The organism is Bacillus sp. Bvel1, assembly GCF_014872755.1.
GTDB lineage: Bacteria > Bacillota > Bacilli > Bacillales > Bacillaceae > Bacillus > Bacillus velezensis.
Map to the genome: position 1 here is coordinate 1 of NZ_JAAOBZ010000008.1, position 25,600 is coordinate 25,600.

At 45.9% G+C, this 25,600-nt stretch carries 22 protein-coding genes, 1 tRNA gene, 3 pseudogenes and 1 riboswitch; of the genes and pseudogenes, 7 read left to right on the top strand and 19 right to left on the bottom strand.

The annotated features are described in order from the left end of the window. Positions 1–354: 354 nt before the first annotated feature. Positions 355–455: riboswitch (TPP riboswitch) on the top strand. 100 nt (positions 456–555) lie between these two features. Next, the gene (gene thiT / locus HAP68_RS14310; protein WP_007410163.1) at positions 556–1,137 is read left to right on the top strand and encodes an energy-coupled thiamine transporter ThiT; all 582 of its coding nucleotides are present in this window, start codon (positions 556–558) and stop codon (positions 1,135–1,137) included. Between the two features lie 29 nt (positions 1,138–1,166). Here the strand turns inward: thiT and HAP68_RS14315 are convergent, their stop codons facing one another. Together HAP68_RS14315 and HAP68_RS14320 are read right to left on the bottom strand one after the other, a co-directional pair. Continuing rightward, the gene (locus HAP68_RS14315; protein ID WP_024085720.1) at positions 1,167–2,696 is read right to left on the bottom strand and encodes a flotillin family protein; all 1,530 of its coding nucleotides are present in this window, start codon (positions 2,694–2,696) and stop codon (positions 1,167–1,169) included. A 19-nt stretch (positions 2,697–2,715) separates the two neighbouring features. After that, positions 2,716–3,246, bottom strand: a complete 531-nt coding sequence (locus HAP68_RS14320; RefSeq protein WP_024085721.1) for an NfeD family protein — start codon at positions 3,244–3,246, stop codon at positions 2,716–2,718. Positions 3,247–3,392: 146 nt separating this feature from the next. On the opposite strand from HAP68_RS14320, the gene HAP68_RS14325 reads away from it, so the two are divergent. Next, complete coding sequence (locus HAP68_RS14325; RefSeq protein WP_024085722.1) at positions 3,393–3,881, top strand: DinB family protein; 489 nt, start codon at positions 3,393–3,395, stop codon at positions 3,879–3,881. 1 nt (position 3,882) lies between these two features. On the opposite strand, the gene HAP68_RS14330 is transcribed toward HAP68_RS14325, so the two are convergent. The 3 genes from HAP68_RS14330 to betB form a co-directional block, all read right to left on the bottom strand. Beyond that, on the bottom strand, positions 3,883–4,464 hold the full coding sequence (locus HAP68_RS14330; RefSeq protein ID WP_003152182.1) for an MOSC domain-containing protein: 582 nt from the start codon (positions 4,462–4,464) through the stop codon (positions 3,883–3,885). Positions 4,465–4,535: 71 nt separating this feature from the next. After that, positions 4,536–5,744, bottom strand: coding sequence for a choline dehydrogenase (gbsB, locus tag HAP68_RS14335; RefSeq protein ID WP_003152181.1), 1,209 nt, complete (start codon positions 5,742–5,744; stop codon positions 4,536–4,538). A 17-nt stretch (positions 5,745–5,761) separates the two neighbouring features. Then, positions 5,762–7,234: a betaine-aldehyde dehydrogenase gene (gene betB / locus HAP68_RS14340; RefSeq protein WP_014305644.1), complete on the bottom strand. Its 1,473-nt coding sequence runs from the start codon at positions 7,232–7,234 to the stop codon at positions 5,762–5,764. Positions 7,235–7,434: 200 nt separating this feature from the next. On the opposite strand from betB, the gene cudC reads away from it, so the two are divergent. The 3 genes from cudC (at position 7,435) to ktrA (ending at position 9,520) form a co-directional block, all read left to right on the top strand. Beyond that, positions 7,435–7,989, top strand: a complete 555-nt coding sequence (cudC, locus tag HAP68_RS14345) for a choline uptake/conversion transcriptional regulator CudC (protein ID WP_003152179.1) — start codon at positions 7,435–7,437, stop codon at positions 7,987–7,989. A 159-nt stretch (positions 7,990–8,148) separates the two neighbouring features. Next, on the top strand, positions 8,149–8,688 hold the full coding sequence (gene bslA, locus HAP68_RS14350; RefSeq protein ID WP_003152178.1) for a biofilm surface layer hydrophobin BslA: 540 nt from the start codon (positions 8,149–8,151) through the stop codon (positions 8,686–8,688). Positions 8,689–8,851: 163 nt separating this feature from the next. Continuing rightward, positions 8,852–9,520: a potassium uptake protein KtrA gene (gene ktrA / locus HAP68_RS14355; protein ID WP_014305646.1), complete on the top strand. Its 669-nt coding sequence runs from the start codon at positions 8,852–8,854 to the stop codon at positions 9,518–9,520. A 34-nt stretch (positions 9,521–9,554) separates the two neighbouring features. Here ktrA and HAP68_RS14360 read toward each other — a convergent pair whose 3' ends face one another. Together HAP68_RS14360 and hmpA are read right to left on the bottom strand one after the other, a co-directional pair. Next, on the bottom strand, positions 9,555–10,400 hold the full coding sequence (locus HAP68_RS14360; protein WP_024085723.1) for a glucosaminidase domain-containing protein: 846 nt from the start codon (positions 10,398–10,400) through the stop codon (positions 9,555–9,557). A 142-nt stretch (positions 10,401–10,542) separates the two neighbouring features. Then, a complete protein-coding gene (gene hmpA, locus HAP68_RS14365; protein WP_024085724.1) occupies positions 10,543–11,718 on the bottom strand; it encodes an NO-inducible flavohemoprotein in 1,176 nt (391 codons plus the stop codon). 216 nt (positions 11,719–11,934) lie between these two features. On the opposite strand from hmpA, the gene HAP68_RS14370 reads away from it, so the two are divergent. Continuing rightward, positions 11,935–12,576, top strand: coding sequence for a cupin domain-containing protein (locus tag HAP68_RS14370; protein ID WP_024085725.1), 642 nt, complete (start codon positions 11,935–11,937; stop codon positions 12,574–12,576). A 52-nt stretch (positions 12,577–12,628) separates the two neighbouring features. Here the strand turns inward: HAP68_RS14370 and HAP68_RS14375 are convergent, their stop codons facing one another. The 4 genes from HAP68_RS14375 to HAP68_RS14390 all read right to left on the bottom strand — a co-directional run bounded on the left by HAP68_RS14375 (position 12,629) and on the right by HAP68_RS14390 (position 15,345). Continuing rightward, positions 12,629–12,949, bottom strand: coding sequence for a hypothetical protein (locus tag HAP68_RS14375; protein WP_014305649.1), 321 nt, complete (start codon positions 12,947–12,949; stop codon positions 12,629–12,631). A 112-nt stretch (positions 12,950–13,061) separates the two neighbouring features. Continuing rightward, positions 13,062–13,134: transfer RNA gene (locus tag HAP68_RS14380), tRNA-Ala, on the bottom strand. Between the two features lie 128 nt (positions 13,135–13,262). Then, positions 13,263–14,093 (bottom strand): undecaprenyl-diphosphate phosphatase, encoded by an 831-nt coding sequence (locus tag HAP68_RS14385; protein ID WP_007613337.1) that lies wholly within the window; start codon positions 14,091–14,093, stop codon positions 13,263–13,265. A 91-nt stretch (positions 14,094–14,184) separates the two neighbouring features. Next, positions 14,185–15,345 carry an AI-2E family transporter gene (locus tag HAP68_RS14390; protein WP_024085726.1) on the bottom strand — a complete coding sequence of 387 codons (1,161 nt, stop codon included), beginning with the start codon at positions 15,343–15,345 and terminating at the stop codon, positions 14,185–14,187. A 179-nt stretch (positions 15,346–15,524) separates the two neighbouring features. Here HAP68_RS14390 and HAP68_RS14395 point away from each other — a divergent pair, with 179 nt between their 5' ends. Beyond that, the gene (locus tag HAP68_RS14395; RefSeq protein ID WP_015240454.1) at positions 15,525–16,511 is read left to right on the top strand and encodes a Gfo/Idh/MocA family protein; all 987 of its coding nucleotides are present in this window, start codon (positions 15,525–15,527) and stop codon (positions 16,509–16,511) included. A 31-nt stretch (positions 16,512–16,542) separates the two neighbouring features. On the opposite strand, the gene HAP68_RS14400 is transcribed toward HAP68_RS14395, so the two are convergent. The 8 genes and pseudogenes from HAP68_RS14400 to HAP68_RS14420 form a co-directional block, all read right to left on the bottom strand. Continuing rightward, on the bottom strand, positions 16,543–17,067 hold the full coding sequence (locus tag HAP68_RS14400) for a type 1 glutamine amidotransferase domain-containing protein (protein ID WP_003152143.1): 525 nt from the start codon (positions 17,065–17,067) through the stop codon (positions 16,543–16,545). A gap of 65 nt (positions 17,068–17,132) precedes the next feature. Beyond that, complete coding sequence (locus tag HAP68_RS19830; protein WP_369719118.1) at positions 17,133–18,104, bottom strand: methyl-accepting chemotaxis protein; 972 nt, start codon at positions 18,102–18,104, stop codon at positions 17,133–17,135. After that, a pseudogene (locus HAP68_RS19835) lies at positions 18,099–19,235 on the bottom strand (HAMP domain-containing protein); the annotation flags it as partial. The gene HAP68_RS19830 and the pseudogene HAP68_RS19835, both read right to left, overlap by 6 nt. Positions 19,236–19,254: 19 nt before the next feature. Beyond that, complete coding sequence (locus HAP68_RS19840) at positions 19,255–20,205, bottom strand: methyl-accepting chemotaxis protein (RefSeq protein WP_409363010.1); 951 nt, start codon at positions 20,203–20,205, stop codon at positions 19,255–19,257. Beyond that, positions 20,200–21,240: pseudogene (locus tag HAP68_RS19845) on the bottom strand (cache domain-containing protein); the annotation flags it as partial. The pseudogene HAP68_RS19845 and the gene HAP68_RS19840, both read right to left, overlap by 6 nt. Before the next feature lie 127 nt (positions 21,241–21,367). Then, positions 21,368–22,321 (bottom strand): methyl-accepting chemotaxis protein, encoded by a 954-nt coding sequence (locus HAP68_RS19850; protein ID WP_371861498.1) that lies wholly within the window; start codon positions 22,319–22,321, stop codon positions 21,368–21,370. Continuing rightward, positions 22,316–23,356, bottom strand: a pseudogene (locus HAP68_RS19855) (cache domain-containing protein); the annotation flags it as partial. The gene HAP68_RS19850 and the pseudogene HAP68_RS19855, both read right to left, overlap by 6 nt. A 184-nt stretch (positions 23,357–23,540) precedes the next feature. Continuing rightward, positions 23,541–25,526, bottom strand: coding sequence for a methyl-accepting chemotaxis protein (locus tag HAP68_RS14420; RefSeq protein ID WP_003152135.1), 1,986 nt, complete (start codon positions 25,524–25,526; stop codon positions 23,541–23,543). Positions 25,527–25,600 lie beyond the last annotated feature (74 nt).

A 25,600-nucleotide genomic window follows, 5' to 3' on the forward strand; every position in this document is an offset into this window, starting at 1 on the left:
GACTACGCACATCGCTGTGCGATTTATTTAAAACTTTGAATTAACAGGTACGTTTTGTCTTGTTTAGTTTTCAAAGATCATTACCGCTTGTTGAAGCAGCTTTATTAGCTTACCACTCAGCTTGTTTTATGTCAACAACTTTTTTCAAGTTGTTTCCGAAGCTTTTCGTTGTTGTCTGCTGTTCATCAGCGACGTTTAATAATATAACACCCTTTTGAAAATATGACAATAGTTTTTTTAAAAAAATCATTAGCTATTTTCTTTCATACTTATTTCAGTTTCTCTTCTATAGAAAGATAAGCTGTCTTGTGGTTTGGCCTATTTTCTTGTATAGTAAGATTGAACTAAATACTTGATGACCACAAGGGGAGCATTAAAGCTGAGAGTGAACGTTTTGTTCTGACCCTTTGAACCTGTTAGTTAACGCTGGCGTAGGGATGTGGCAAAGCCAAATGATTTGCAGTTTATGTAAGCAGCGCGCGGACCTTTTCCCATCCTTCCCCGCGCTGCTTTTTTGTTTATCCTTGATACGGTTGTCTGACCAGGGGGAAAACTATGAATCATTCAACACAGCTTGTGCGCTTAATTGAAATAGCGATTATGACCGGGGCGGCTGTCATTCTGGACATTGTCTCAGGCATGTTTCTCCGGATGCCCCAAGGCGGTTCGGTCTCTATTATGATGATTCCAATTTTTTTGATTTCATTCCGCTGGGGAGTGAAGGCCGGGCTTACGACAGGCTTTTTAACAGGGATTGTCCAGATCGCCATCGGCAATTTGTTTTTGCAGCACCCGGTGCAGCTATTTCTTGATTACATCGCGGCATTTGCAGTTCTCGGTTTCAGCGGCTTGTTCGCTTCCGGTGTACGAGAATCGGCATTGAATAAAAAAAGAGGCGCTTTAACGATGTATGTTATAGGCGGTGTTTTCATCGGCAGTGTACTGCGCTATGCGGCGCATGTGGTCTCCGGAGCTGTCTTTTTCGGAAGCTATGCTCCGAAGGGTACGCCGGTCTGGATTTATTCATCCGTCTATAACGCGACTTACATGATTCCTTCTTTTATCCTTTCGGCCATTGTCCTTATCTTATTATTCATGACTGCGCCGCGGCTTCTTGAAGCTAAGCGGACGAACTGAAACAGCAGGCGGTTTACGCCTGCTGTTTTTTATTCCGGGCTGTGCCGTTCGTTAGAATCACTCAGTTCTTTTGTAAGTTCATTTATGCTTTGTTTTATGTTTCCTTTGCCTGAAAAATTCTCAATCAGCTCTTTTACATTGATTCCCGAAGATGCTTTTAAGCTTTCCTGGAGACCGGCCATTAAATTGGTTGCGTAGCCTGTGACTTTATTGGCCCCGCCGTTTTCACCGCTTCCTCCCGTATCCACGACGGTAATTTTATCAATGTTTGAAAGAGGCGCTGAGACTTGTTTTGCGTATTCAGGCAGCATTTTCACAATCATATCAAGGATTGCAGCCTGCCCGTATTTTTCGAATGCGTCGGCGATTTTTTCTTTAGCTTCCGCTTCTGCGAGACCTTTCAGGCGGATGACTTCCGCTTCGGTTTCTCCTCTCGCCTTTTCAGCCTCCGCTTTAGCAAGACCGTCAATTCTCACGCGTTCCGCTTCCGCCTTGGCCATCGCTTCGATGCTGTACTGCTCGGCATCGGCTTCGGCGAGCTGCTTCGCTTTTGCGGCCGCGGCCGCTTGTTCCACCGAGTAACGGTCAGCATCGGCTTTTTTCTTCACTTCAGAGTCATATTGGCGCTCACGGCGCAGAATTTCTTTTTCCTCCAATTCAATCTGCTTTTGCCGCTCAATAATTTTAATTTGCATTTCCTGCTCTGTCACCTGCTGGCGCGCTTTTGCGGTTTCAAGATCATATGCCTGGTCGGCATTGGCTTTTGCTGTATCCTGCTCTCTTCTGTATTCCGCCATTTTCAGCTGATTGATTTTTTCCGCTTCAGCTATTTCCGTCGCCCGCTCCAGCTCTGATTTTTTTGCGTCTTTATCAGCGGCCGCGCGTTTAATCCTCGTCTCTTTATCCGCTTCTGCCGTGGCAATGTCCGCATCCCGCTTGACTTGGGCGATTCTCGGCTTGCCTAATGATTCAAGATAGCCGTTTTTATCCCGGACGTCTTTAATCGTAAAAGAAACGATCATCAGCCCCATTTTAGCAAGATCCTGAGACGCGACCCGCTGGACTTCCTGAGAAAACTTTTCCCTGTTTTTATAAATCTCTTCAACGGTCATGGAGCCGAGGATGGAGCGCAGATGGCCTTCCAGCACTTCCCGCGCCTCCTGCTCACGGTCGTCCTTGGATTTCCCCAAAAATTGTTCAGCTGCTGTGGCGATTTCACCGATGGAGCCTCCGATTTTAATAATGGCGGTTCCGTCGGCCATTACCGGCACCCCTTGCTCTGTATAGACTTCAGGTGTAGAGACATCAAGTTTGCTTGACAGTAAACTGAGAGGTTCTGCCTGCTGGAATACCGGGAGCACGAACGTTCCCCCGCCCCGGACGATTTTCAGACGATTTCCGCCTTCATCAATGTGGACGTTCTTATTTCCCAAATAACTTCCGGTCACGATAAGGGCTTCGTCCGGCCCCGCTGTCCGGTACTTCGTAATAAATACAGCAATAAGTGCGATGAGTAAAAAGAATACGATTCCGATAACAATGATAATCGGCATAGTCATAACAGTTCCCCCTTAGATATCAGATTGGTTCATGCGGCGTCACAAAAAGCACTCCGTCTTTCACGTCAATCACTAATACGGCCGTTCCGTATCTGATCTGTTCTTGATCAAAGCTGACGGCTGATTTAGAAATGGCGCCCCCTATTCCCTCTATGATCACTTCCCCATAGCCGTCTTTCGGGACGGAAGTAATGACCCTGCCGACCCTGCCCTTTAAATCTGTCTCCCGATATGCGAGCGATTCTTCCGCTGATGAAAGCGGGGCAAGGACGAAGAAGTGAAGCAGGCTGACCAAAAGAACCGAAAGAACAAATGAAAGCAACGCAATGACAGGACTTGATAGCGGAGCGGCGATTTCGCCGATATAACCTGAGGCTGAAAAGATTGTTAAAAAAGACAGAATCAATGCAGGGTTTAAAAATGAAACAGGAATGGCTTCTGAGAGGCCGTGAAACACATCTTGAAAAAACAGAATCAAAAGCGTGAGACTTCCCGAAATAATCAATGTGTAAAGATAGACCGTTTCAAACGGCAGATGAAATATGTCCACATTCTATCCTCCTTTCGGCTGAGGTGTCGGAGTGTTACTTTATATACGGATGTAAAGGTAAATGGTTTCAATTTTCTGATAAGGAAGGCTGATTACATGATTATCCAATCCGGATATGATATGTTTACTCTAAAGGAGGAGATAGGATGAGCATTTTTAATGAAGCCAGACAGCAGACCTGGGAAGTACTGAAAGGGCTCTCTGATGAGGAATTCAACCGAAAGCCCGCGGCTGATGAGTGGAGCGTGCGGGAAGTCCTTGACCATTTAAAGAAAATTGACGAAACAGCGCAGACCCTTTTATCAAAGCAGGCAAAAGACGCACCGTTTAAAAAAATCGAAGACAAACCGATGGAGTTTATAGAGGACAGATCAAATAAACGGCCGGCGCCGTCACACCTCGAACCTGAGCAAAACCGAATCTCAGTCATTGAAGCAAAACAAGAATTAGATACGGCAAGACAGCAGCTGACCGCAGTTATTTCATCATTAAACGAGGAAGATTTTGAACGTGTGCTTCCGCATCCCGTTTTTCAAGAACTGACGATCCGCCAGTGGATTGATTTTATCGGCCATCATGAAAAGCGTCACATCGATCAAATAGAAGAAATCAAACAAAAAATCGAGAAGGTCTGAGTCAGACCTTCTCAATTTTTTTCTTGGCGCGTTTCGGTTCATAGGAATGGATGGTGACCGCATCGCCCGTGCATATATCACCCGGGCGTTCAACAATACAGACAATTCCTCTTCTGCCCATCGCGTGCCTCACAAACGCCGCGGCGAGTTTTGGCTGATCCGGATAAAAGGATTGAATGACTTCTCCCGGCTGAATGCACGGATCATTTTCTCCCTCGCACAACAGAGACGCACCGCTTGGAAATATCATTCTGCTTCCTTCTTTAAGCGGCGTCAGCGCAGAAAAACCGCTGATTGCGATGTTAGCGCCGAGCCATTCGGGAAAGATATGAGAAATCCCCATCTTCTCCGCAATGTCATCACATTCCTCCATGGACACGATTGAAATTTGTCTCCGGTTAAAAATTTCTGTTCCTCTTTCATACATCGGCTCACGCGCGCCGGCCTTTTTTGTCAGTCCGAAATGCAGGTCACCGGGAAACCCGCCGTATTCCGCGCGAAGCTTGTCCATCTTTTTGGTAACAAATTGTTCGGTATCCGCTATATATACGCCTTCCGTCTTTGCTGTTATGCGTTTCCACATCAGCCACCACCGCCTTTTTCTTGACATTATCCTTAAAAAACCCCGCTCTGTAAAGGAGCGGGGTTCATTTATTATACCGTTTTCGGCGTTAAGTCAAAGCAGCGTTTGTAAATCCAGTTGTATGCTTTCTCATTCAAATCTCTTGGATTTCCGAATGTTTGCGGATCTTTCATGGCTTCTTTTGATAAACGTTCAATCATGTCCGGAGACACACCTTGTTCTTCTAAACTCGGCACCTCTAAATCTTTTACAAGATCATACATCCAGTTGACGGACGCTTTGGCCGCTTCTTCGGTTGTCATGTTGCTTGTATCGATTCCGAATGCTTTGGCGATGCGGGCGAATTTTTCCGGATAGCCTTTCCAGTTGTATTCCATTACCGGTCCCATCATAGCTGCGACGCATTGTCCGTGAGCGACAGGGATGATGCCGCCGAGCGTCTGGCTCATCGCATGCGCCGCGCCTGCTGATTCACTGCCGTATGAAAGGCCGGCAAGCATCGCCGCCTGCGCCATACCGTATCTCGCTTCCAAATCCTCTCCGTCCGCAAACGCGCGCTTAATATAATGCGCTGCATATTCAATGGCCATTAAAGCGACGGCATCAGTGATCGGCTGCGCGAATTTCATCGTATAGCACTCGATGGCGTGCGCAAGTGCGTCAATACCTGTCATGGCCGTCACATGCGGAGGCATGGACGTGTGCAGCTCAGGGTCAATGACCGTTAAATGCGCAGCGATAAGCGGTCCGCCCGTATTGAATTTAAATTCTCTTTCCTCATCTGTAATGACCGCCCATTGCGTGACCTCTGAACCTGTTCCCGCAGTCGTCGGGATCGTTGTCAGCGGAGGAATACGGTTTTCCAGCGGCTTTTTGCCTTCCGCGGCTTCATAATCAAGCACGCTTCCTTCGTGTGTCGCTTCTACCCCGATCGCTTTCGCCGTATCCATGGAGCTTCCGCCGCCGACAGCCACAAGACCGTTGCAGTTTTCTTTTTTATACAGTTCTGACCCTTCGTTTACAAGACGTACAGGCGGGTTCGGCTCCACTTTGTTAAACAGGACGACTTCGATGCCCGCTTCCTGCAAAGATTCAATGACCGGGTTTGCCACTCCCGCGTTATAAATTCCCGGGTCTGTTACGAGCAGCGCTTTTGTGACGCCAAGCGCTCTGACTTCACTTCCCGCGTGCTGAATCGCGCCGATTCCGTGTTTAATGACTGTCGGGATTTCGAATGTATGGAATTTATGCATGCTTTCTACTTTCATATTTAATGTCATATTGTATCTCCTCCTAATTATGCTTGAAACCAGTTCACAGCCGCAGGTTTCGTGTTGCGGTAAATATGTTTGATTTCCGTGTATTCTTCCAGACCGATTTTGCCGAGTTCGCGGCCGAAGCCCGATTGTTTGTACCCGCCCCATGGCGCTTGCGCGAAATACGGGTGGAAATCATTGATCCATACCGTTCCCATCCGCAGTTTGGCGGCTACGCGTTCGCATTTTTCAATATCCTTTGACCATACCGCTCCGGCCAGCCCGTAAATGGTATCGTTGGCAAGTCTGATCACTTCTTCTTCTGAAGAGAATGACTCGACTGTTAAAACGGGGCCGAAGATTTCCTCTTGGACTATTCGCATATCAGACTTGCAGTTTGAGAAAATAGTAGGTTCATAGAAGAAACCGTTTTGAAGGGCGGGATCATCAGGACGTTTGCCGCCTGTTTCCAGTTTTGCCCCTTCTTCGATACCGATTTCTACGTATTTTTCGACTTTGGCCCGATGCTCGGCGGAAATCAGCGGACCGCTTTCCGTATCTTCATGAAAACCGTTTCCTAATTTGATGCGTTTCGTGCGCTTGATCAGCTCGGCTAAAAATTCATCATGAATGGCTTCGTCCACCAAAAGACGTGACCCGGCCGAACAAACTTGACCGGCATGGAAAAACACGGCGTTCAGCGCTTGATCTGCAGCTGTTTCGAGATCTGCATCTTGAAATACGATATTCGGATTTTTGCCGCCAAGCTCCAGGGCAATCTTTTTCACGTTGCCGCTTGCCGCCTGCATGATTTTTTTGCCTGTTTCAATTCCGCCCGTAAAAGAGACCAAATCGACGTCGAGGTTTCTCGCCAGCTCGTCGCCGACAGAGGCGCCCGGCCCCAGCACGAGATTGGCGGCCCCTTTCGGAATACCGGCTTCTTCTATTAATTGAAAGACTTTAATGGTTGTAAGCGGAGTAATCTCGCTCGGCTTTAAAACGATCGTGTTTCCGGCCGCAAGAGCGGGAGCGATTTTCCAGCTCGCCTGAAGGAGCGGATAGTTCCACGGCGTAATTTGTCCGCATACGCCAATTGGCTCTCTGACGATTTTACTTACTGAATCGGGAATCGGAGATGAAATGACTTCGCCTCCGTCTTTATCCGCCAAACCGGCATAATATTGAAATACATTTGCGATATCATCCATATCGGCTTTACTTTCTTCAATCGTTTTTCCTGTATCAAGCGATTCCAGCTCAGCTAATTCGTTCAGATCGCGTCTGATTAATTCCGCAATTTTCAGAACAAATTGTCCGCGCTCGAGCCCGGAAAGCACCGGCCATTCCCCTTCATCAAATGCTTTTCTGGCTGCGGCGATGGCTTTCACCGCATCATTCCGGTCTCCTTCGCATACCGTTGCAATTTCTTCTTGATTAAATGGATTAATGATGCGGCGGGTCTGTTTTTTTTCTGCACTGATCCATTCGCCGCCGATATAAAGCGTTTTGCTCATAAGAGTCCTCCTTACCGAGAAGTAAGTTTGTTAAATAAAAATTTAATGTTTTTAACAATGTTAATTTAACACATGTTTTTTTGCCTGTCAAAACCCGGACAGTCCGTTTAGATTTTGACATTTTGTCATGATTCGTTAAGATTAAGAACATAAAGAAATGACTTAACAAATTTAAACTTCAAGAGGAAAAGAGGGACATTATGGATGAGAATCCAGAATTCGCAGCTATAGAACAAGCCAGGGATCTTGTCATTGATTCCATTGCAGAGACGATGGATCTTTACGGAATCACACGGAGTGTCGGGATTTTATACGGAACAATGTATATGAGGGATGAAATGACGCTTGACGAAATGCGTGAGGAACTGCAGATGAGCAAACCGAGTATGAGCACGGGCGTTAAAAAGCTGCAGGATTTAAATGTGGTCAAAAAAACCTTTCACCGCGGCACACGGAAGCATACATTTGTAGCGGAAAAGGATTTCTTTACGTTTTTCACGAATTTCTTTCCGCCGAAATGGGACCGTGAAGTTCAGGTGAATTTGTCCGCCATCGTACAGGCCCAGGCGGATTTGCAGTCCGTTTTGCTGGCCGAGGAAGGCAGCGCGGAATTACAGGAAGAAGCGCGGCAGTTATATGATCAGCTTGAAAGCTCGAAAGCTTATTATCATTGGCTGAAGCGGCTCGCCGACTCGGTTCAGAGCGGGGAGATTTTTAAATTTATTCCGATAGAAACGGACGAAAAAAACGCCTGATTTTGATTCAGGCGTTTTTTGTCGTGATTTGATTATTTTTGAGAAAATATAGGAACATAACCCCATTTACTTCCATTAAAATTGATGGTAAATTTTTATAGGTATGGTCGTTCTTTTTTAAGAACAATCAGCAAATTTTTTTTAGGGGGATTTATAAAAATGAAACACAAGTTTTTCTCAACTGTCATGGCAAGTTTATTCGGCCTGGTTTTGCTTCTTTCTCTGCCGACAGCGTCATTCGCCGCTGAGTCAGGCTCAACCGTTCACGAGCCGGAAATGTCCACGAAAGCGACTGCTACCTTATTTGCAAAATATACAGGTGCCAGCCAGCAGGAATGGTCATTTTCTGATATCGAATTGACGTACCGTCCGAACACGATCCTGAGCTTAGGCGTTATGGAATTTACCCTTCCTAGCGGATTTGCGGCTACAACAAAAGATACAGTCAACGGACACGCTTTGCGCGAAAGACAGATTCTGAATAACGGCAAAACAGTCAGACTTCCGTTAAACATTGATTTGCTCGGCGCAGCGGAATTTAAGCTTTCTCTTAATAATAAAACATTGCCTGCTGCAGGTACATATAAGTTCCGTGCAGAAAATAAATCATTAAGCATCGGCTCTAAATTCTATGCTGAGGACACAATTGTTGTTCAAAAACGCAGCACACCGCCGACACAGCCATGCAACTGCAAATAATTGCGAAAAACGGACCGGCACAAGCTCATCGCTTGTCAGCCGGTCTTTTTTTGTGCTGTTTTCTTTCTTCCGGCCCTCGCATTGACAAACCCCTAAAACAGGAGTACATTCTTGTTTGTTGTATTTGGAGTGACGAAAACAGTTTCTTAAGGAGTTATGAGGATTGGGAAAAATCAAAAATAAACAATTTGCCGTCATCGGACTCGGCCGTTTCGGCGGAAGCATCTGTAAAGAGCTTTTTAAAATGGGGCATGAGGTGCTTGCGATCGATATCAGCGAAGAGCGGGTCAACGCATACTCCTCTTATGCCACGCATGCCGTGCGGGCAAATTCAACGGAAGAAAGCGAGCTTCAGTCGCTCGGCATCAGAAATTTTGAATATGTCATCGTAGCAATCGGAGCCAATATACAGGCAAGCACGCTGACGACGCTGTTATTGAAGGAGCTGAACATCCCTAATATTTGGGTGAAAGCGCAAAACTATTATCATCACAAAGTGCTTGAAAAGATCGGTGCTGATCGTATTATCCATCCTGAAAAGGATATGGGCGTGCGGATTGCGCAAAGCCTTTCAGATGAAAACGTCTTAAATTACATCGATTTGTCAGATGAATACAGCATTGTGGAGCTTTCAGCCACTAAAAAGCTGCATTTAAAATCCATTCTTGATCTCGGCGCCCGCGCCAGATTCGGCTGCACCATTCTCGCCGTGAAACATAATGGAGACATTCAGCTGTCCCCTTCTCCGGAGACTGTCATTCATGAATGTGACTGCCTTGTGCTGATGGGGCATAAACGTGATATTAAAAGGTTTGAAACTGAAGGAATGTAAAAAAAGCCGGCAAGCTGCCGGCTTTTTTTGATGCTTATGTTTCTTCACTTAACTGGACGGCGGTTTGGTCAACCCAGCCGATCAGCTTATCTTTCACTTGAATTTGGTACCAGACGGATTCTCCGTTTTGTTTTTCAGATACGACTTTAATATGCTGGCCGGTAAACTTTTGCGCCGATGCCAATTTAATAGAATGCCGCTCTTTCGACGGCTTGGACCACACGTCTTCAATGGCGTGGTCTTTGATTGCGCCTTTCTTATCAACTGCTTTAAGAGAGGCATTGATTTTGTCATATTCATTCAGGTTATAGGTTTCTATGACATCTTTAATTTTTTCAGCATAGCCGGGGTCTGTGGCGTAGCCGGATTTTTGAAGGGCAGCCGCCGCTGTTTTATAATTGTCCGCTTCAATGACGGGCTTGTACTTCTTTTTATTCCAAGACGTTCCGTTGACAAATAATTTGGCATGGTCATCCATTGATTCAAAAAACGTGCTGTATTTACGGAATTTTGCCCGAATCGTTTTTCGTTTTCCTTTTTCAAATTCATCCGTTTTCATCGTGACGTGTTTTCCTTTATAATCACCTTTTACACCGAACAGGTTGCGCGCTTTCCCCGCAAGCTCACTGTTCCCCCAGTCCGATTCGAGAATGGCCTGTGCGAGGGTGATGCTCGGAAGGACATGATATTTCTCATATAAAATTTGAGCATGCCCGGAAAGGCTGTCAATAAAGACCTGCTGCTCGTCCACCTCTTCAGGCGGTTTTTCTTCCGTCACTATGAATTTCGAAAATACCATTGATACCAGAAATAATCCGAATATAAGAGATACAGCAAAAAGGCACCCAAGCACCCTTTTGGTCTTTGCTTTCTTTTTCATATCAACCTTCCTTTAATTCCGGAATCACTAGATTTATAATTTTACTGGTCATTGATGAAAATTTCAATAAAATAGGGAAAAAGACGGAGAAAGAACACATCGTGCAAATAAAAAAGACTCCTCTTTGAGGAGTCTTTTTTTGTTATGCCATGCTCAGCTGAGGGCCGAACAATTCATATTGAACAGAATCAGAGTCAAACCCGAGTGCAAGAATCATATCTTTCATTTGCGTCATAAACTGCGCTGATCCGCACAAGTAACATTCAGCATCTTGATTCAGATGAAGCTGCTCCAAGAAGGTTTGATCAATCCGGCCGCTGTAAAAAGGCTTGTCTCCTGAGCGGTCTTGTTCTGCCGGTTCACTGTATACATAAATGACGTTAATATTCGGATGATTCTCCGCAGCTTGTTCAGCCTCTTTGCCGAACGCGGCGTACTCTCCGTTTTTCGCGGCATGAATAAAAGTAACGGAACGCTCCGGCTGTTTTTCGGCGGCTGTTTTCAGCATGCTCATCATCGGCGTGATTCCGGAACCGGCACTGATAAGAACAACCGGTTTTTCGGAAGAAGACAGCTTGAAATCCCCGGCGGGTGCGCTGACTTCAAGTTTATCTCCCTCTTGAACTTCATTGTGGAGATGAGAAGAAACCGCTCCGTCCTTTTTCACAGAAATCCGATATGCGCCTTTTCGAGAAGCATCAGACAGGCTGTACTGGCGAATGTGCGTATAAGGAGAATCCGCAATCCTCACTTTAATGCTGATATATTGTCCCGCTTCAAATCCAGGAAGCGAAGAGCCGTCACTCGGTTTGATATAAAATGATGTGATATCTTTGCTTTCTTTTGTTTTCTGTATAACCGTAAATTCTTTATACCCCTGCCATCCGGCTTCATTGTACATGTCTTTTTCAATGCCGATAAAAGCCTCCGCAATAACACCGTAAGCTTTTTCCCATGCCTGCATAATTTCAGGAGTTGCGGCATCCTGCAGCACATCCTTAATCGCCAGAAGCAGATACTTTCCGACAATCGGATAATGTTCCGGTTTTACACCGATGCTTGTGTGTTTATGGCCGATCTGTCTGACCGCCGGAATGATTTGTTCTAATTGATCAATATTCGCCGCAGCCGCAATGACTGCATTTGCCAATGCTGCGCGCTGAGTCTGTTTCTTTTGGTTCGTTTGGTTAAACATATTTAACAGTTCGGGATGATCTTGAAACATCAGGTTATAAAAGCGTCCGGTGATGTTTTCTCCATGTGTTTTTAATACGGGTACTGTGCTTTTGATGATGTCTATTGTTCTCTCATCCAGCATGTTCATCCTCAACCCTCCTAAAGATGTATTTTTAATATATCTTTATAGTAAGAGATATTTCGAATAAAAGATATATCTAAAATGAATCTTTAAAAAGTCGTCACAATATTGTGTTGGATTTGGAATTTATGGATTTCACCTCCTTTTTTATCACCCGGTGAAACAGGGACACATATATTTGGGAATATACGTTTAAAGATGAAAGCGGGGGATTGCATGGTTTCCGATATCGATTACACGTCTCCGAATACACAGTTCACTTATGATGTAAATGAGAGCCGTTTTTTTACGAAAGATGCTCGGAACTTTATCAATGTATTGGGGATTAAACAGTTAAACACGCTTGAAAATATTTCATTATTAGATATCTTTCTGAGTAAAACAAATGTGATTGAACCGCATACCCATCAAAACGCCGCTGAATTGGTGTACTGTATTTCGGGTTCCGCGGTGGTATCGATGCTGAATCCGTTCACCCAGAAAATACGGAATTATCCGATCTCTCCAGGACAAGTGGCGAATGTTCCGCAGGGGTGGTGGCATTATGAAGTCGCCACTTCAGACAAAACCCACCTTTTGGCCATATTTGACGCCCCTTCGCCTGAAGTGATATACGGCTCGGATATTCTCCGTCTGACGCCGCCTGAGATCATGGCGCATACGTACTGTCTGAATGAGCACGAGTGGGAAAAAGCCGTTTCACCGATCCGGCAATCAACTGTGATAGGTCCCGATAAATACTGCGGACAGTCTGAAAACACGGGTATTCATGATATGAATAAGCCTTATCAGCCAAATACGCATTATCCCAATTATCCGTATCGGCATTATGTTCAGCCGTTCTATAGGGGGTATTAAGCGGATCCGCATCGACAGAAAGAGCCCCTCATTGCAGAGGGGCTCTTGATCATTACGGTCCGGTTCCGCAGCTTACTTTGTACTCGCCTTCGGACGATTTTTTTGAATAACATACGTGCGGCGTCTGTCCGGTTTCATCTTTCCAATTGAACCAATTTACATAATAAAGGTTCCCGGCCTCTCCGCCTCCTTCTTCTTTTTGAAGAATCGCAAAGTAGCTTTGATACGGATATCCTTTTTTATAAATGTCATGCCTGATAGCTCCTTTTTCTGAAGCAGACGTGAAGATGACAGGAGAAAGAGCCGGGAGCGCTGTTAAAAGAAGTGCCAGTGCAGCTGACAGAGATAATATAAGATAGATTTTCTTTTTCATTTTCTCTCTTTCCTTTTTTTTGAGTTGTTAGAAATGAAGCGGAACACAGAGGCTGCTGCAGAAGATGAAAAAACAAAAAAACCCTTATTTATAGAATAAGGGTTTAAAGGTATGGAGCCAAGGGGGCTCGAACCCCTGACCTCTACGCTGCCAGCGTAGCGCTCTCCCAGCTGAGCTATGGCCCCGTGCTGTAACGTCATGTTTTATTATAGATGACTCTTCTATGAATTTCAAGCAGAAAATTCAGTTTGCTCATATTTTCCTGAGACGTTTTTCGAACATAAAAAGAAGACCCTCCGGGGGGCCTCTTCGTTTATCGCACGAGCATGATTAAAATGATGCCGAGGATGACACGGTAAATGGCGAACGGGACAAGCTTAATCCGGTTAATGAGCCGAAGAAAAAACTTGACGACTAAGAGGGCGACGACAAAGGCGCAGATAAAGCCGACAAGAAAAAACGGAATCATGTCATAAGAAAGACTGCTCCAGTATTTCACCAGCTTCAGAAGGCTTGCGCCCGCCATAATCGGAATCGCCATAATAAATGTGAAGTCTGCGGCTGCCCGGTGATTCAAGCCGACAATAACACCTCCGGCAATCGTTGAGCCTGATCGGGAAAATCCGGGCCATAAGGCGAGACACTGGAATAATCCGACACAGAAAGCCTGTTTGTAGGTGATTCTGTCCACCGTATCGATCGTTTCTTTCCTTTTATTGATCCAGTCCGCTATAAGCATAAGCACGGCTCCGGCAATTAATCCGTAAGCGACCGTTCTGACAGAGAATAAATAGCGGTCAATGAAATCCTCAAATAAAAAGCCGAGCACCGCTGCCGGAACAAGACCGACGGCGATTTGCGCGATGGTCAGCCTGTATCCCTTCTGCTGATCGCGCGTGACGTTTTTTTTGAGGCCGAGTAAATGTAATATCCGATCCTTAAACACAATGGCCACCGCCAGAATCGAACCGAGCTGAATCACCACTTTGAAGGAATTGGCGGCTTCCGGATTCATCAGGCTTCCGGATTTCAGCCAGATGTCATCCGCTATGATCATATGTCCCGTGGAAGAAACCGGCGCGTATTCCGTCAGCCCTTCCACGATTCCCAAAACGGCTGCTGTGAACATCTCCCATAGTGTCATCCCATTCTTCCCTTCATTCATCATTTACAAAAGAGAAGCTCTCCTTTGAAGGAAAGCCTGTCTTATAATAAATATCATGTCCGTTCCGATTTTATGACTTCGATACAGCATCATTTTTTTCTTCTTCATATAAATGCGAACGCATTTTGAACCAATCAAACAGATGGGTCGTGACCACTTTGATGACCGCATACCCCGGGATGGCTAAAATAATGCCGACAACCCCGAACAGCTTTCCGGCGGTTAAAAGAACAAAGATGATGGTAATCGGGTGAATGTGAAGATTTTTCCCCATGATCTGCGGCGAAATTAATTTCCCTTCCACGAGCTGGACAATGGTCCAGACAATCGCAAGTTTCAGCAGCATAAGAGGCGAAGTGACCAACGCGATAATAATCGCCGGCGTGATGGCAATGGTCGGCCCTAAATACGGAACAACGCTCGTACAAGCGGCAATGACCGCAAGCAGGGAAGCATAATCAAGTCCGATAATCAGATAGCCGATAAATAATAAAAACCCGATGCAGAAGCTGACGATGACCTGTCCTCTGATATAGGAGCTTAATCTGTGGTTCATTTCACTCAGCATCGTATACGTTTGTTCTTTCAGACGGGTGGGCACAAACTTTAAGATATAGATCGGCAGTTTTTTGCCGTCTTTCAGCAAATAGAACAGAATAAACGGCACGGTCACTATTGAAATAATCACTTCAGTCAGCGCGCCGATAAAATTCCCGACCCCGGTAAATGTGCTGTTTGCAATTGTCGCCGCCTGCGCCGATACTTTATTGGCAAGATCGGAAATGTTGATATTCATCGTCTTTTGCGCCTGATTTACAAAATCGCTTCCGATCAGGCTTTTCGTCTGATCTTCAACGATGTCCACATATTTCGGCAGGTTGTCGATCAGGCTCATGATCTGTTCCTTTAAAAACGGAATAATTGAAACGACCGTAATCGAAATCAGCCCTATAATAATGAGGTAAAGGAGCAGGATGGAATAGACTCTTTTCACTCTTATTTTTTCCAATATATCTACGATCGGATTAAGCAGATAATAAACAATTCCTGTCAAAATGACGGGGAGCGCAATCGTTTTGAGCAGGACGATAATGGGTGTGAAAATAAATGATGTCTTCATAAAGACAAGGATATTGAGACCGATGAGCAGCAATACAAGCAAAAACAAGACAAATTTATTGTCTAAGAAAAACTGTTTAAATCTGCCGCCCCATGTTTGCAATGTTTCCACTATTGTTCCTCCATCATATGTATTTTACTTAAATTGTACACTATCGTTCCTGTAATGAAAAATAATAACCGGTCTCTATGGGAATTTTTCCTATCCGTTTAGCTGGCAGCCTTTTTTCCATTTATGTTTCTTTGAAAAAAAGCTATAATGTAAGCCAATACATAGAAGGAGCGATAGCAATGATTCGATTTGCAACAGTCGGAACGAATTGGATTACAGAACGATTTCTGGAGGCGGCTTCTGCTATTGATGATTTTCAATTAACGGCGGTTTATTCCAGAACTGAGGAACGTGCGGCGGAATTCGCCGGCAAACACGGCGCTGCTCATTATTTCACCAGCCTGAAAGAAATGGCGGAAAGCAAAGCCTATGACGCGGTGTATCTCGCCAGCCCGAATGCATTTCACAAAGAGCAGGCGGTCCTTTTTATGGAACACGGCAAGCATGTACTATGCGAAAAACCGTTTGCGTCTAACGCAAGGGAAACGGATGAAATGATTCACGCAGCCAAAACGAACGGCGTTCTCTTGATGGAAGCCATGAAAACGACGTTCCTGCCGAACTTCAGCATGCTTCAAAACCACTTACATAAAATCGGACCCGTCAGGAGATTCACGGCAAGCTACTGCCAATATTCATCACGATATGATGCATATAAAAACGGTACGGTGCTTAACGCGTTTAAGCCTGAATTATCGAACGGTTCGTTAATGGACATCGGCGTGTACTGCATTTATCCGGCCGTCGTCCTGTTCGGCAAACCGAAAAACGTCATTGCGACCGGTCATAAACTAGCATCCGGCGTTGACGGCGAAGGCACGGTCATTCTGTCATACGACGGATTTGAAGCGGTGCTGATGCATTCGAAAATCTCAAATTCGTTTGCCCCGGCGGAAATTCAGGGGGAAGACGGCACGATCGTTCTGGACAGCATTCACGGACCGGAACGGGCGGAAATCCGCTATCGTGACGGACGGACGGAAGACATTTCAGTCCCTGATCTGAAACCGTCGATGTACTACGAAACGGCTGAATTCATCAATCTTCTTCGAAACGGACAGCGGGAGTCTTCCGAAAATACATTTGAACGCTCTTTCATTACGGCAAGCATTATGGAAGAAGCGAGAAAACAAATCGGAATCGTCTTTCCCGCCGATCAAAACTAAAAACATCCGCCCGGATTCGGGCGGATGTTTTTTATTTGGACGCTAACAGGTCAGCAAACGCTTTTGCATACTGCGGAAGGTCGGGCGGGCGGCGGCTTGATACAATGTGGCCGTCAGTTACGACAGCTTCATCCAGCCACTGTGCCCCTGCATTTGTCATGTCGTCTTTGATGCCGGGCGTGCTCGTTACTTTTTTTCCTGCGAGAATTCCGGCAGATATAAGCACCCAGCCCGCATGGCAGATCTGGCCGATCGGCTTTTTCTGCTCGTTCATCGTACGGATGATGTCCAAAACTTCGGGATATCTTCGCAGTTTGTCAGGAGCCCAGCCGCCAGGCACGAGCACGGCATCATACTCCTGAATAATCAGGCTCTTAAAATCGTAATCCGCCGTCGCGGGCACGCCGTATTTTCCTTTGTATGAACGGCCCGCTTCTTCTCCTATTAAATGAACGATCGCGCCTTCCTCTCTCAGCCGATAGACGGGATACCAAAGCTCTAAGTCTTCAAAATCATCACTGACAAGCGCTATAACTTTTTTGCCTTCTAATCTCATCACTGCCACTCCCTTCTTTTATATTAGTGTATCGCTTTTTTCAGATGAGGAAAAGAAACAGCTCGTTACAGCTGTTCTTCGTCTTCAGACTGAATCGTAAATTTCCGTGTGACCTGCTGCAGTTCTTCAGCCATATGCGCAAGCGTTTCGGCGGATGAACTGATTTCTTCCATGGAGGCCAGCTGCTCTTCAGCTGAGGCGGCGATGTCTTGAATGCCGGCGGACCCTTCTTTGGCGACTGAGGTAATGTCCTCCACTGCGTTTGTCACATTTTGCGACCCGGCTGCAAGCTGCTCAAGCGTTCCGTTCATATGCTGCAAGGCGCCTGAAATCTGAGTCGTCATTTCTGAGATTTTTTTGAAGCTTTCGGCCGTTTGATCCGTAATATCGAGGCCTTCCTTCACATCTTGATTCACCGCTTGGAATACGGAAAGCGATGTGGCGATTTCTTTGACGATTTCCTGAATCAGCGTTTCGATTTCCTTTGCGGAGCCGGCTGATTGTACGGCAAGCTTCCTCACTTCTTCCGCAACGACGGAGAAGCCCCGCCCGTATTCGCCTGCTCTTGCCGCTTCAATGGCCGCGTTTAAGGCAAGCAGATTTGTTTGATCGGCAATGCCGTTAATAACGTTCAGAATGCTCTTAATGTCGTGCGACTTCGTTTCCAGCCCTTTTACGACGGCTTCCGCCTGCTGTACGGAACGATCAATTGTTTTCATCTGGCCGACCGTTTTCGCCACTAATTCTTCTCCGCTTCCGGCCGTTTCAGAGGTTTGGATGGCGGATTCAGTGATTTCCGCCGATACATTCGCCGTCTCGGCAATGCCGGCATTCATTTGGGAAAGGTGATCGGCACTTTCTTCCAATTTCTCGCTTTGTGATTCGTTTCCGTTTGAGAATTGTTCAATCGCCAGAGTAATATGCTCTGTCGCCTTGCTTGTCTGTCCGGCGGATGCCGTCAGCTCTTCGGATGAAGAAGCGACATGTTCGACGGATGATTGGATGACGCCGATGACAGACCGGAGTGATGCCGACATCTCATTGAAGCTTTGGCTGAGCTGCCCGAATTCATTTTTTGACTTGATGTCAATGACTTCCGTTAAATCGCCGTCACTGATTTTAGCTGATGTCGAGACAAGTTTTTTGAGCGGTTTTGCAATCGAGCGAATGATAAAGAAGATTAAAATACCGCCGACGATAAGAGAAACCGCCAGGATGATCAGCGCCATTTTCATGACAGGCGAGGCTGCGTCATGGATCTCACTGACAAAAAATGTGCCGGCGATTTTCCAGCCCGTCAGTTTGTTTGTCGTGAAGGCCATTTTCTTCTGCTGTCCTTCAAACATGTATTCAAACGATCCGCTTGATTTGGAAAATACTTCTTTCGTCCACTCTCCGGAGCCTTCCGTTCCCGCTTTTATAGTCGGATGGGCGATGTATTTTTTATCCCCCGTTGTAATGAAGGCAAATCCTTTATGACCGATCTGGACGCGTTCGGAAGCGTTCAGCAGGTCGCCCAGATTAATATCAAGCGCCACAACGCCTGATCCGTCTTTTGTCTGCTGGGCAATCGTAACGACCGTCTGTCCGGTTGCAGCGTCTTTATAAGGCTCGGTAAACACCGGCTGTCCGCTTTTTTCAACCGCCTTTGTATACCACTCGCGCGTGAGCGGATTATAATCGGACGGCATGTCAGCGGACGGATATTTCACGAACGCTTTGTCGCGAGACGCGGCGTAAATTGACGCGACATCGCCATTTACGGTGACATACTGCTTCATATTGTCGAGCAGTACCGATTTATTTTTCGTGTTCAGTTTTTCCTTTGTGATTGATTCGCTGTAGTAGTCAATCGCTTTCAGCTTACCCTCAAGCATGTTTTCCAGCACGCTGTTCAGTTCACTGACATTTCCCTGGGCGCTGTGGGTCAGTTCGCTTTCTAATGTACTCCCCGCCGTTTGGTAGCTGAAGTAGGCGAGTATGCCGACCGGAAGCACCAATACGGCTAAAAATGCCGCGATCAGCGGCTTGCTGATGGATGGCTGTTTGATCCAATGTATCAGTTGTTTCATTTTTTCAGTCTCCTTCTTTGAAAAGCTAAATCTAATATCGTCAGATAGGACAAAAGATTTATTAAAAAAACTAAAAAAAACACCCAAACAGCACATTTGGGTGTTCTATGATCTATTAATCTATTTTAAATCGTTTCGTCATATCACGTAATTCTTCCGCCATTTGGGATAACGTTTCCGAAGACGAACTGATTTCTTCCATTGAAGCCAGCTGTTCTTCGGCAGAGGCCGCGATATCCTGAATGCTGGCGGAGCTTTCTTTTGCGATGGACGCGATTTGCTCAGAAGCTCCTGAAATCTGCTGTGATCCTGCTGTCAGCTGTTCTACCGTCGCATTCATATTCTGAATTTCTCCGGCGATCTGGTTCGTCATTTCAGAAATCCGTTTGAAGCTCGTTTCGGTCTGATTCGTAATATCCAGTCCGCTCTCCACCTCTTTGTTGACGGATTGGAACATGCCGAGAGATGTATTGATTTCGTTGACGATTTCTATAATTAAGCTTTCGATTTCTTTCGCTGAATCGGCAGACTGGACCGCAAGTTTTCTGACCTCTTCGGCGACGACTGAGAAGCCCCGGCCGTATTCACCCGCACGCGCGGCTTCAATTGCCGCGTTCAGCGCAAGAAGGTTTGTCTGATCAGCGATTCCGTTAATGACACCGAGAATGTTTGTAATGTCTTTTGATTTTGTTTCAAGTCCGCGCACCACTTGTTCAGCTTCTTTCACTGACCGGTCAATGACGTTCATTTGGCCGACCGTCTGGTGGACGAGCTTTCCGCCTGAATTGGCGACTTCCGCTGATGTGGCGGAGGATTCGGTAATGACGGCAGATGCTTTCGCCATATCTTTAAGCCCGCTGTTCATTTGATAAATATGTTCCGCCGCGCTTTCGATATTTTCACTTTGGCTTTCATTTCCGTTAGAAAATTGTTCGATCGCCAGTGTGATATGTTCCGTTGCCTTGCTTGTCTGCTCCGCTGAAGCCGTCAGCTCTTCTGAGGAAGATGCGACGTTATTCACGGAATCCTGAATGGCATGGATGAGAGACCTGAGTGAAGCGGCCATATTGTTAAAGCTTTTGCCCAGCTCGCCTAATTCATCTTTTGACTGAATTTCGATCGTTTCTGTTAAGTCGCCTTCACTGATCTGTTTCGATGATGTCACAAGCTGCTTGAGCGGTTTTGTGATTGAACGGATAATCAGCACCATGACGATGGTTCCGATGACAATCGCTAATACGAGAACGAGCAGGGACAGATGAAGGATCGGCAGGGCCGCTTCATGAATTTCGTCCAGATACATCGTTCCGGTAATCTTCCAGCCTGTCAGCCCGTTCGTATCATAAGCCATTTTCTTTTCCTGGCCGTCGTATTTGTATTGAAAATCACCTTTTTTGCTGGTGAACAGCTGTTCAGCCCACTCCCCGTTTAATACTGTGCCTGACGCACGGTTCGGGTGGGCGACCACTTTTTTGTCTTTCGTCAGGATAAAAGCGTAGCCTGATTTTCCGATGTTCACTTTCTTTGTCGTTTTCAGAAGCTCATCGATTTTCATATTGATGGCGACGACCCCTGAGCCGTCTTTCGTCTGCTGAACGACCGTCACGACCATCGTATTGGTGGAAGCCGTGCGGTAAGGATCTGTTACAACAACTTTCCCCTTATTTTCCACGGCCTTTTTATACCAGTCTCTTTCAAGCGGATTATATCCTTTAGGCATCTGCAGATCCGGATACCGTGTGAAATGTCCTTCCGTGTCACTCGTATAGATGGATTCCACGTCTTTATTAATCTTCATGTACTCTGTGAATTTATCGGTAATTTGCGATTGGTTTTTCGGCTTGTACCGATCCTTTGTGAGCCAGTCGCTGAAATATGCCGTTCCGTCTTCCTTTTGGCTGATGCTTGTGTTGATCATATCGTTAATCTGCTGCACATTATCTAGTGCGCTTCCCATCATCTGCCTGTCAAGCGTGCTTACCGCCGATTGATAGGCGATAAAAGCCAGCGTTGAAATAGGAAGAATGAGAATGGCCAAAAAAGAAATGAGCAGTTTTCTTGTAAGCGATCTCTGCTTGATGATTTGCACAATTTTTTTCATCTGCTATATCTCCTCTTGCGTGTTTACCCTTCATATCGGCAATTATGGGTAAATATACACATCCAAAAAGAAGAAATATAACGAAACATACTTTTTACCTACTATAAAATTAGTCTTTTAGACTTAATTAAGAGTTTATCTTAAAACGCCTTGTCAGTTCGCGTAATTCTTCCGCCATTTTTTCCAGCGTGACGGCTGAGGAACTGATCTCCTCCATGGACGCAAGCTGCTCTTCAGCTGAAGCCGCGATGTCCTGAATGCCGGCCGCGCTTTGTCTGGAGACTGCCGCGATATCCTCTGAAGCGTTTGATACTTCCTGAGATCCGGCAGAAAGCTGTTCCACGGTTGCATTCATATTTTGCAGTTCACCGGCAATCTGATTTGTTTTGGCGGAAATGTCCCGGAAGCTTTTTTCCGTTTCGTCCGTTAACTGAAGTCCGCTTTTCACCTCGTGATTGACGGATTCCAGCATTCCGAGCGAAGTATGAATTTCTTTGACGATTTCATGAATTAAGGATTCGATTTCTTTCGCTGAATCGGCGGATTGGACGGCAAGCTTTCTCACTTCTTCGGCAACAACTGAAAAACCGCGTCCGTATTCTCCCGCTCTTGCCGCTTCAATGGCTGCATTTAAAGCAAGGAGATTCGTTTGATCGGCAATGCCGTTAATGACGCGCAAAATGCTGGTGATGTCCTGCGATTTGAGTTCAAGCCCTTGTACGACTTGCTCCGCTTTACTTACGGATTGGTCAATGGCGCCCATCTGGCCGGCTGTTTTCTTGACAAGCCGCTCACCGGCGCCGGATATCTCCGCCGATTCAATTGAAGTTTCCGTCACAACGGCTGCCGCTTCCGCCAGATCGCTGAGCCCGTCTTTCATCTCATTCACTTGTGCTGTCGCTTTATCAATACTCTCACTTTGGTCTTCCGTTCCATTAGAAAACTGTTCAATCGCAAGGGTGATATGTTCCGTTGCTTTGCTCGTCTGCTCAGCCGAAGCCGTCAGCTCCTCTGAGGAAGAAGCGACATGTTCAACAGAGTCCTGAATTCCCTGAATAAGCGAACGGAGTGAATCTGTCATATGATTAAAACTTTTACCGAGCACGCCGAGCTCATCTTGAGAGCTGACATCAATGGTTTCAGTCAGATCTCCGCTGCTGATTTTTTCCGCTGAAGCTACGAGACGTTTTAACGGTTTGGTAATTGAGCGGATGACAAAATAAATGAAAATCATCCCTGCGGCAACGGCTATCGCCAATATGATAACGGCCAGAGTCAGAACCGGTCTTGCCGCATCCTTGATTTCATCCACGGACATGGTTCCGCTGATCTTCCAGCCCGTCGCTTCATTGGTCACGTACGCCATTTTTTTCGCTTTCCCGTTCAGCGTATATTCATAGTCGCCTTTTTGCCCGCTGTATAATGTATCAACCCATTTTCCCGATACCGCCGCGCCGGCTTTTTCATCACTGTAGGCAACGGCTTTTTTATTTTTGCTGAGGATAAAGGCGTATCCTTCTTTTCCGATGTTCACTTCTTTTGTCATCGTGATGAGATCGTCGATTTTTATATCAATGGCGACGACGCCTGATCCGTCTTGCGCCGCGCGGGCCATGGTGACGACCATCTTTTTGTTTGAGATGGACTCATAAGGGTCCGTGATGATGGTTTGGCCTTTATTCTCCATGGCTTCCTGATACCAGCTTCTTTCAAGCGGATTGAAATCGGCCGGCATATCGGCATGCGGATAACGGGTAAACGTTCCTTCCTTGCTGCTTGAAAATATGGCGGACGCTTTATCATTGCTTTCAATAAACTGTTTGAACCTTTCTTGCATTTCCGTTTGGTTTTTTTCTTTAAATTTAGCGCTTGTCGCCCATTCGCTGAAATATGCAGAGCTTTTTGTAAACATTCCGATCCGGTCATCAATCATATTGTTTAAGATTTGCACATTTCCTTCGGCGCTTTCCATCATTTGCTTTTCAACGGATGAAGCCGCCGAACGGTAGGCGCCGGCGGCCAATACTGCTACCGGAATAATTAAGATCAGTAAAAATGAAATGATAAGTTTTTTGGCTATTGATTTTCTGGCGATTTTTTTTGCTGTTTTTTTCAATTTTGTAAACCTCTTTCAATCATTTACTGTTTATATCGGCCGACTCCCTTTTTATTACATTGAAAATTAAGTCATAAATGAAAAATAGTTCTATGTACTCCCTTTGTATGCAAGACTTTTTATTTAATTATCCGGCTGTCACTATAAAAAAGGACGCCTTCCACCTGGAAAGCGTCCTTTTTTACTAGTTGATTTTAAATTGTTTCGTTAATTCCCGCAGTTCTTCGGCCATTTGCGCCAAAGTATCGGCGGATGTGCTGATTTCTTCCATTGATGCAAGCTGTTCTTCTGCGGATGCGGCAATATCCTGAATGCTTGCTGCGCTTTCCCGTGATACGTCCGCAATATCGGTCACTGCGGCTGAAACGTGCTGAGAGCTGTCTGACAGCTGTTCAACCGTGCCGTTCATTGATTGCAGTTTTTCGGCGATGTCGTTCGTCATGCCGAAGATATTCTGGAAGCTTTCTTTCGTGCGATCCGTTACGGCAAGTCCTGATTGCACTTCTTCATTAACGGATGTAAACATGTGAAGCGAAGTATTAATTTCAGCCGTGATTTCCTGAATGAGTTTTTCAATCTCTTTGGCAGAACCGGCGGATTGGACGGCAAGCTTTCTCACTTCTTCGGCTACTACTGAGAAGCCCCGCCCGTATTCACCGGCTCTTGCCGCTTCAATGGCTGCATTTAATGCAAGCAGGTTTGTCTGATCGGCAATACCGTTGATGACTCTTAAAATATGAGTAATGTCTTTTGATTTGGCCTCAAGGCCTTTTACAACCGCTTCCGCCTGCTGGACCGATTGATTGATGAGATTCATCTGCCCGACGGTTTGCTGCACATATTCTTCCCCGGTGCCGGCAGCTTCCTTCGATTGTTTAGATGCCTCCGTAATGGATGATGATGTGCGGGAAACGGCGGCGAGTCCGTCATTTATATGATTCAGCTTGGCTGAGCTTGAATCGACTTTTTCGCTTTGCTCTTCGTTCCCGTTTGAAAACTGCTCAATCGCCATTGTAATATGTTCCGTCGCTTTGCTTGTCTGAGAAGCTGAAGCGGTCAGCTCTTCCGATGACGCGGCCACGTTATCGACAGAGTTTTGGATCGCGCTGATCAGTCCGCGCAGAGATTCTCCCATTTCATTAAAGCTCGCGCCGAGTTCGCCCAATTCATCTTTCGAGCGGATATCAATGGTTTCAGTCAAGTCTCCGCCGCTGATTTGTTTAGAAGAGCGGACAAGCCGTTTCAGCGGTGACGTAATGGATCTGACAATCAACAGAATTAAAATTCCCCCGATGATAATGGATGCTGCAAGGACAATCATCCCCATCGTCAGCACCGGTTGTGAGGCGTCTTTAATTTCGTTGAGCTCCATGCTCCCCTCTATTTTCCACCCGGTCAGTTTATTTGTCGTAAATGCCATTTTTTTATTTTGATCATCGAGCTTGTATGAAATAATGCCGCTGTCTTTGCTGTATACCTCATTCAGCCACGGGGTTGAAACTTTATCGCCCGGTTTGTGGTCTTTATGCGCGACATAGGTTTTATTTTTGGACGTGATAAACACGAATCCTTTTTGCCCGATTTTGATTCCCTGCATCTGCTTCAGCAGCTGGTCAATCGTAATATCCATGGCCACTACGCCTGTTCCGTCCTGCATCTGCTTTGCCACGGTAATGACCATGCTGCCGTCGCTTGCCGCGGTGTAAGGGTCGGTGACAACGAGCGTGCCGCCGGCCTTCACAGCGTCTTTATACCAAGTGCGTGTTCTCGGATCGTAATCAGCCGGAGTATTTTCTTTCGGCGCCTGTGCGTAGCTGCCGTCTTCCGTACCTCCGTAAATGCGGGCTACGTCCTTATGAATAGACGTGTATTGCCCGAACTTTTCTTCAAGAGCAGACATGTTTTTCTTTGAGAAGGATGATCCTTTTAACGTTTCACTGAAAAATTCAATCGCCTTTGCTTTTGCGCCGATATCATTTGTAATCGTTGTGTTAAAAGATTCGATGTTATTTTTCGCGTTGCCTGAAATCTGATCATCCAGCGAATTGCTCGCCGTATGGTATGAACTGAATTCTAACACGAGAATCGGTATGATTAAGATCACGATAAATGAAATGATTAATTTCCGTGAAATCGATGCCTTTGTGCACCAATTAATGAATTTTTTCATATTAAGCTGCTCCCTCAAGTGTGATACCTTATATATCGGCTCAGTCTTCACATTTTGTTAACATTTCCTCCTTT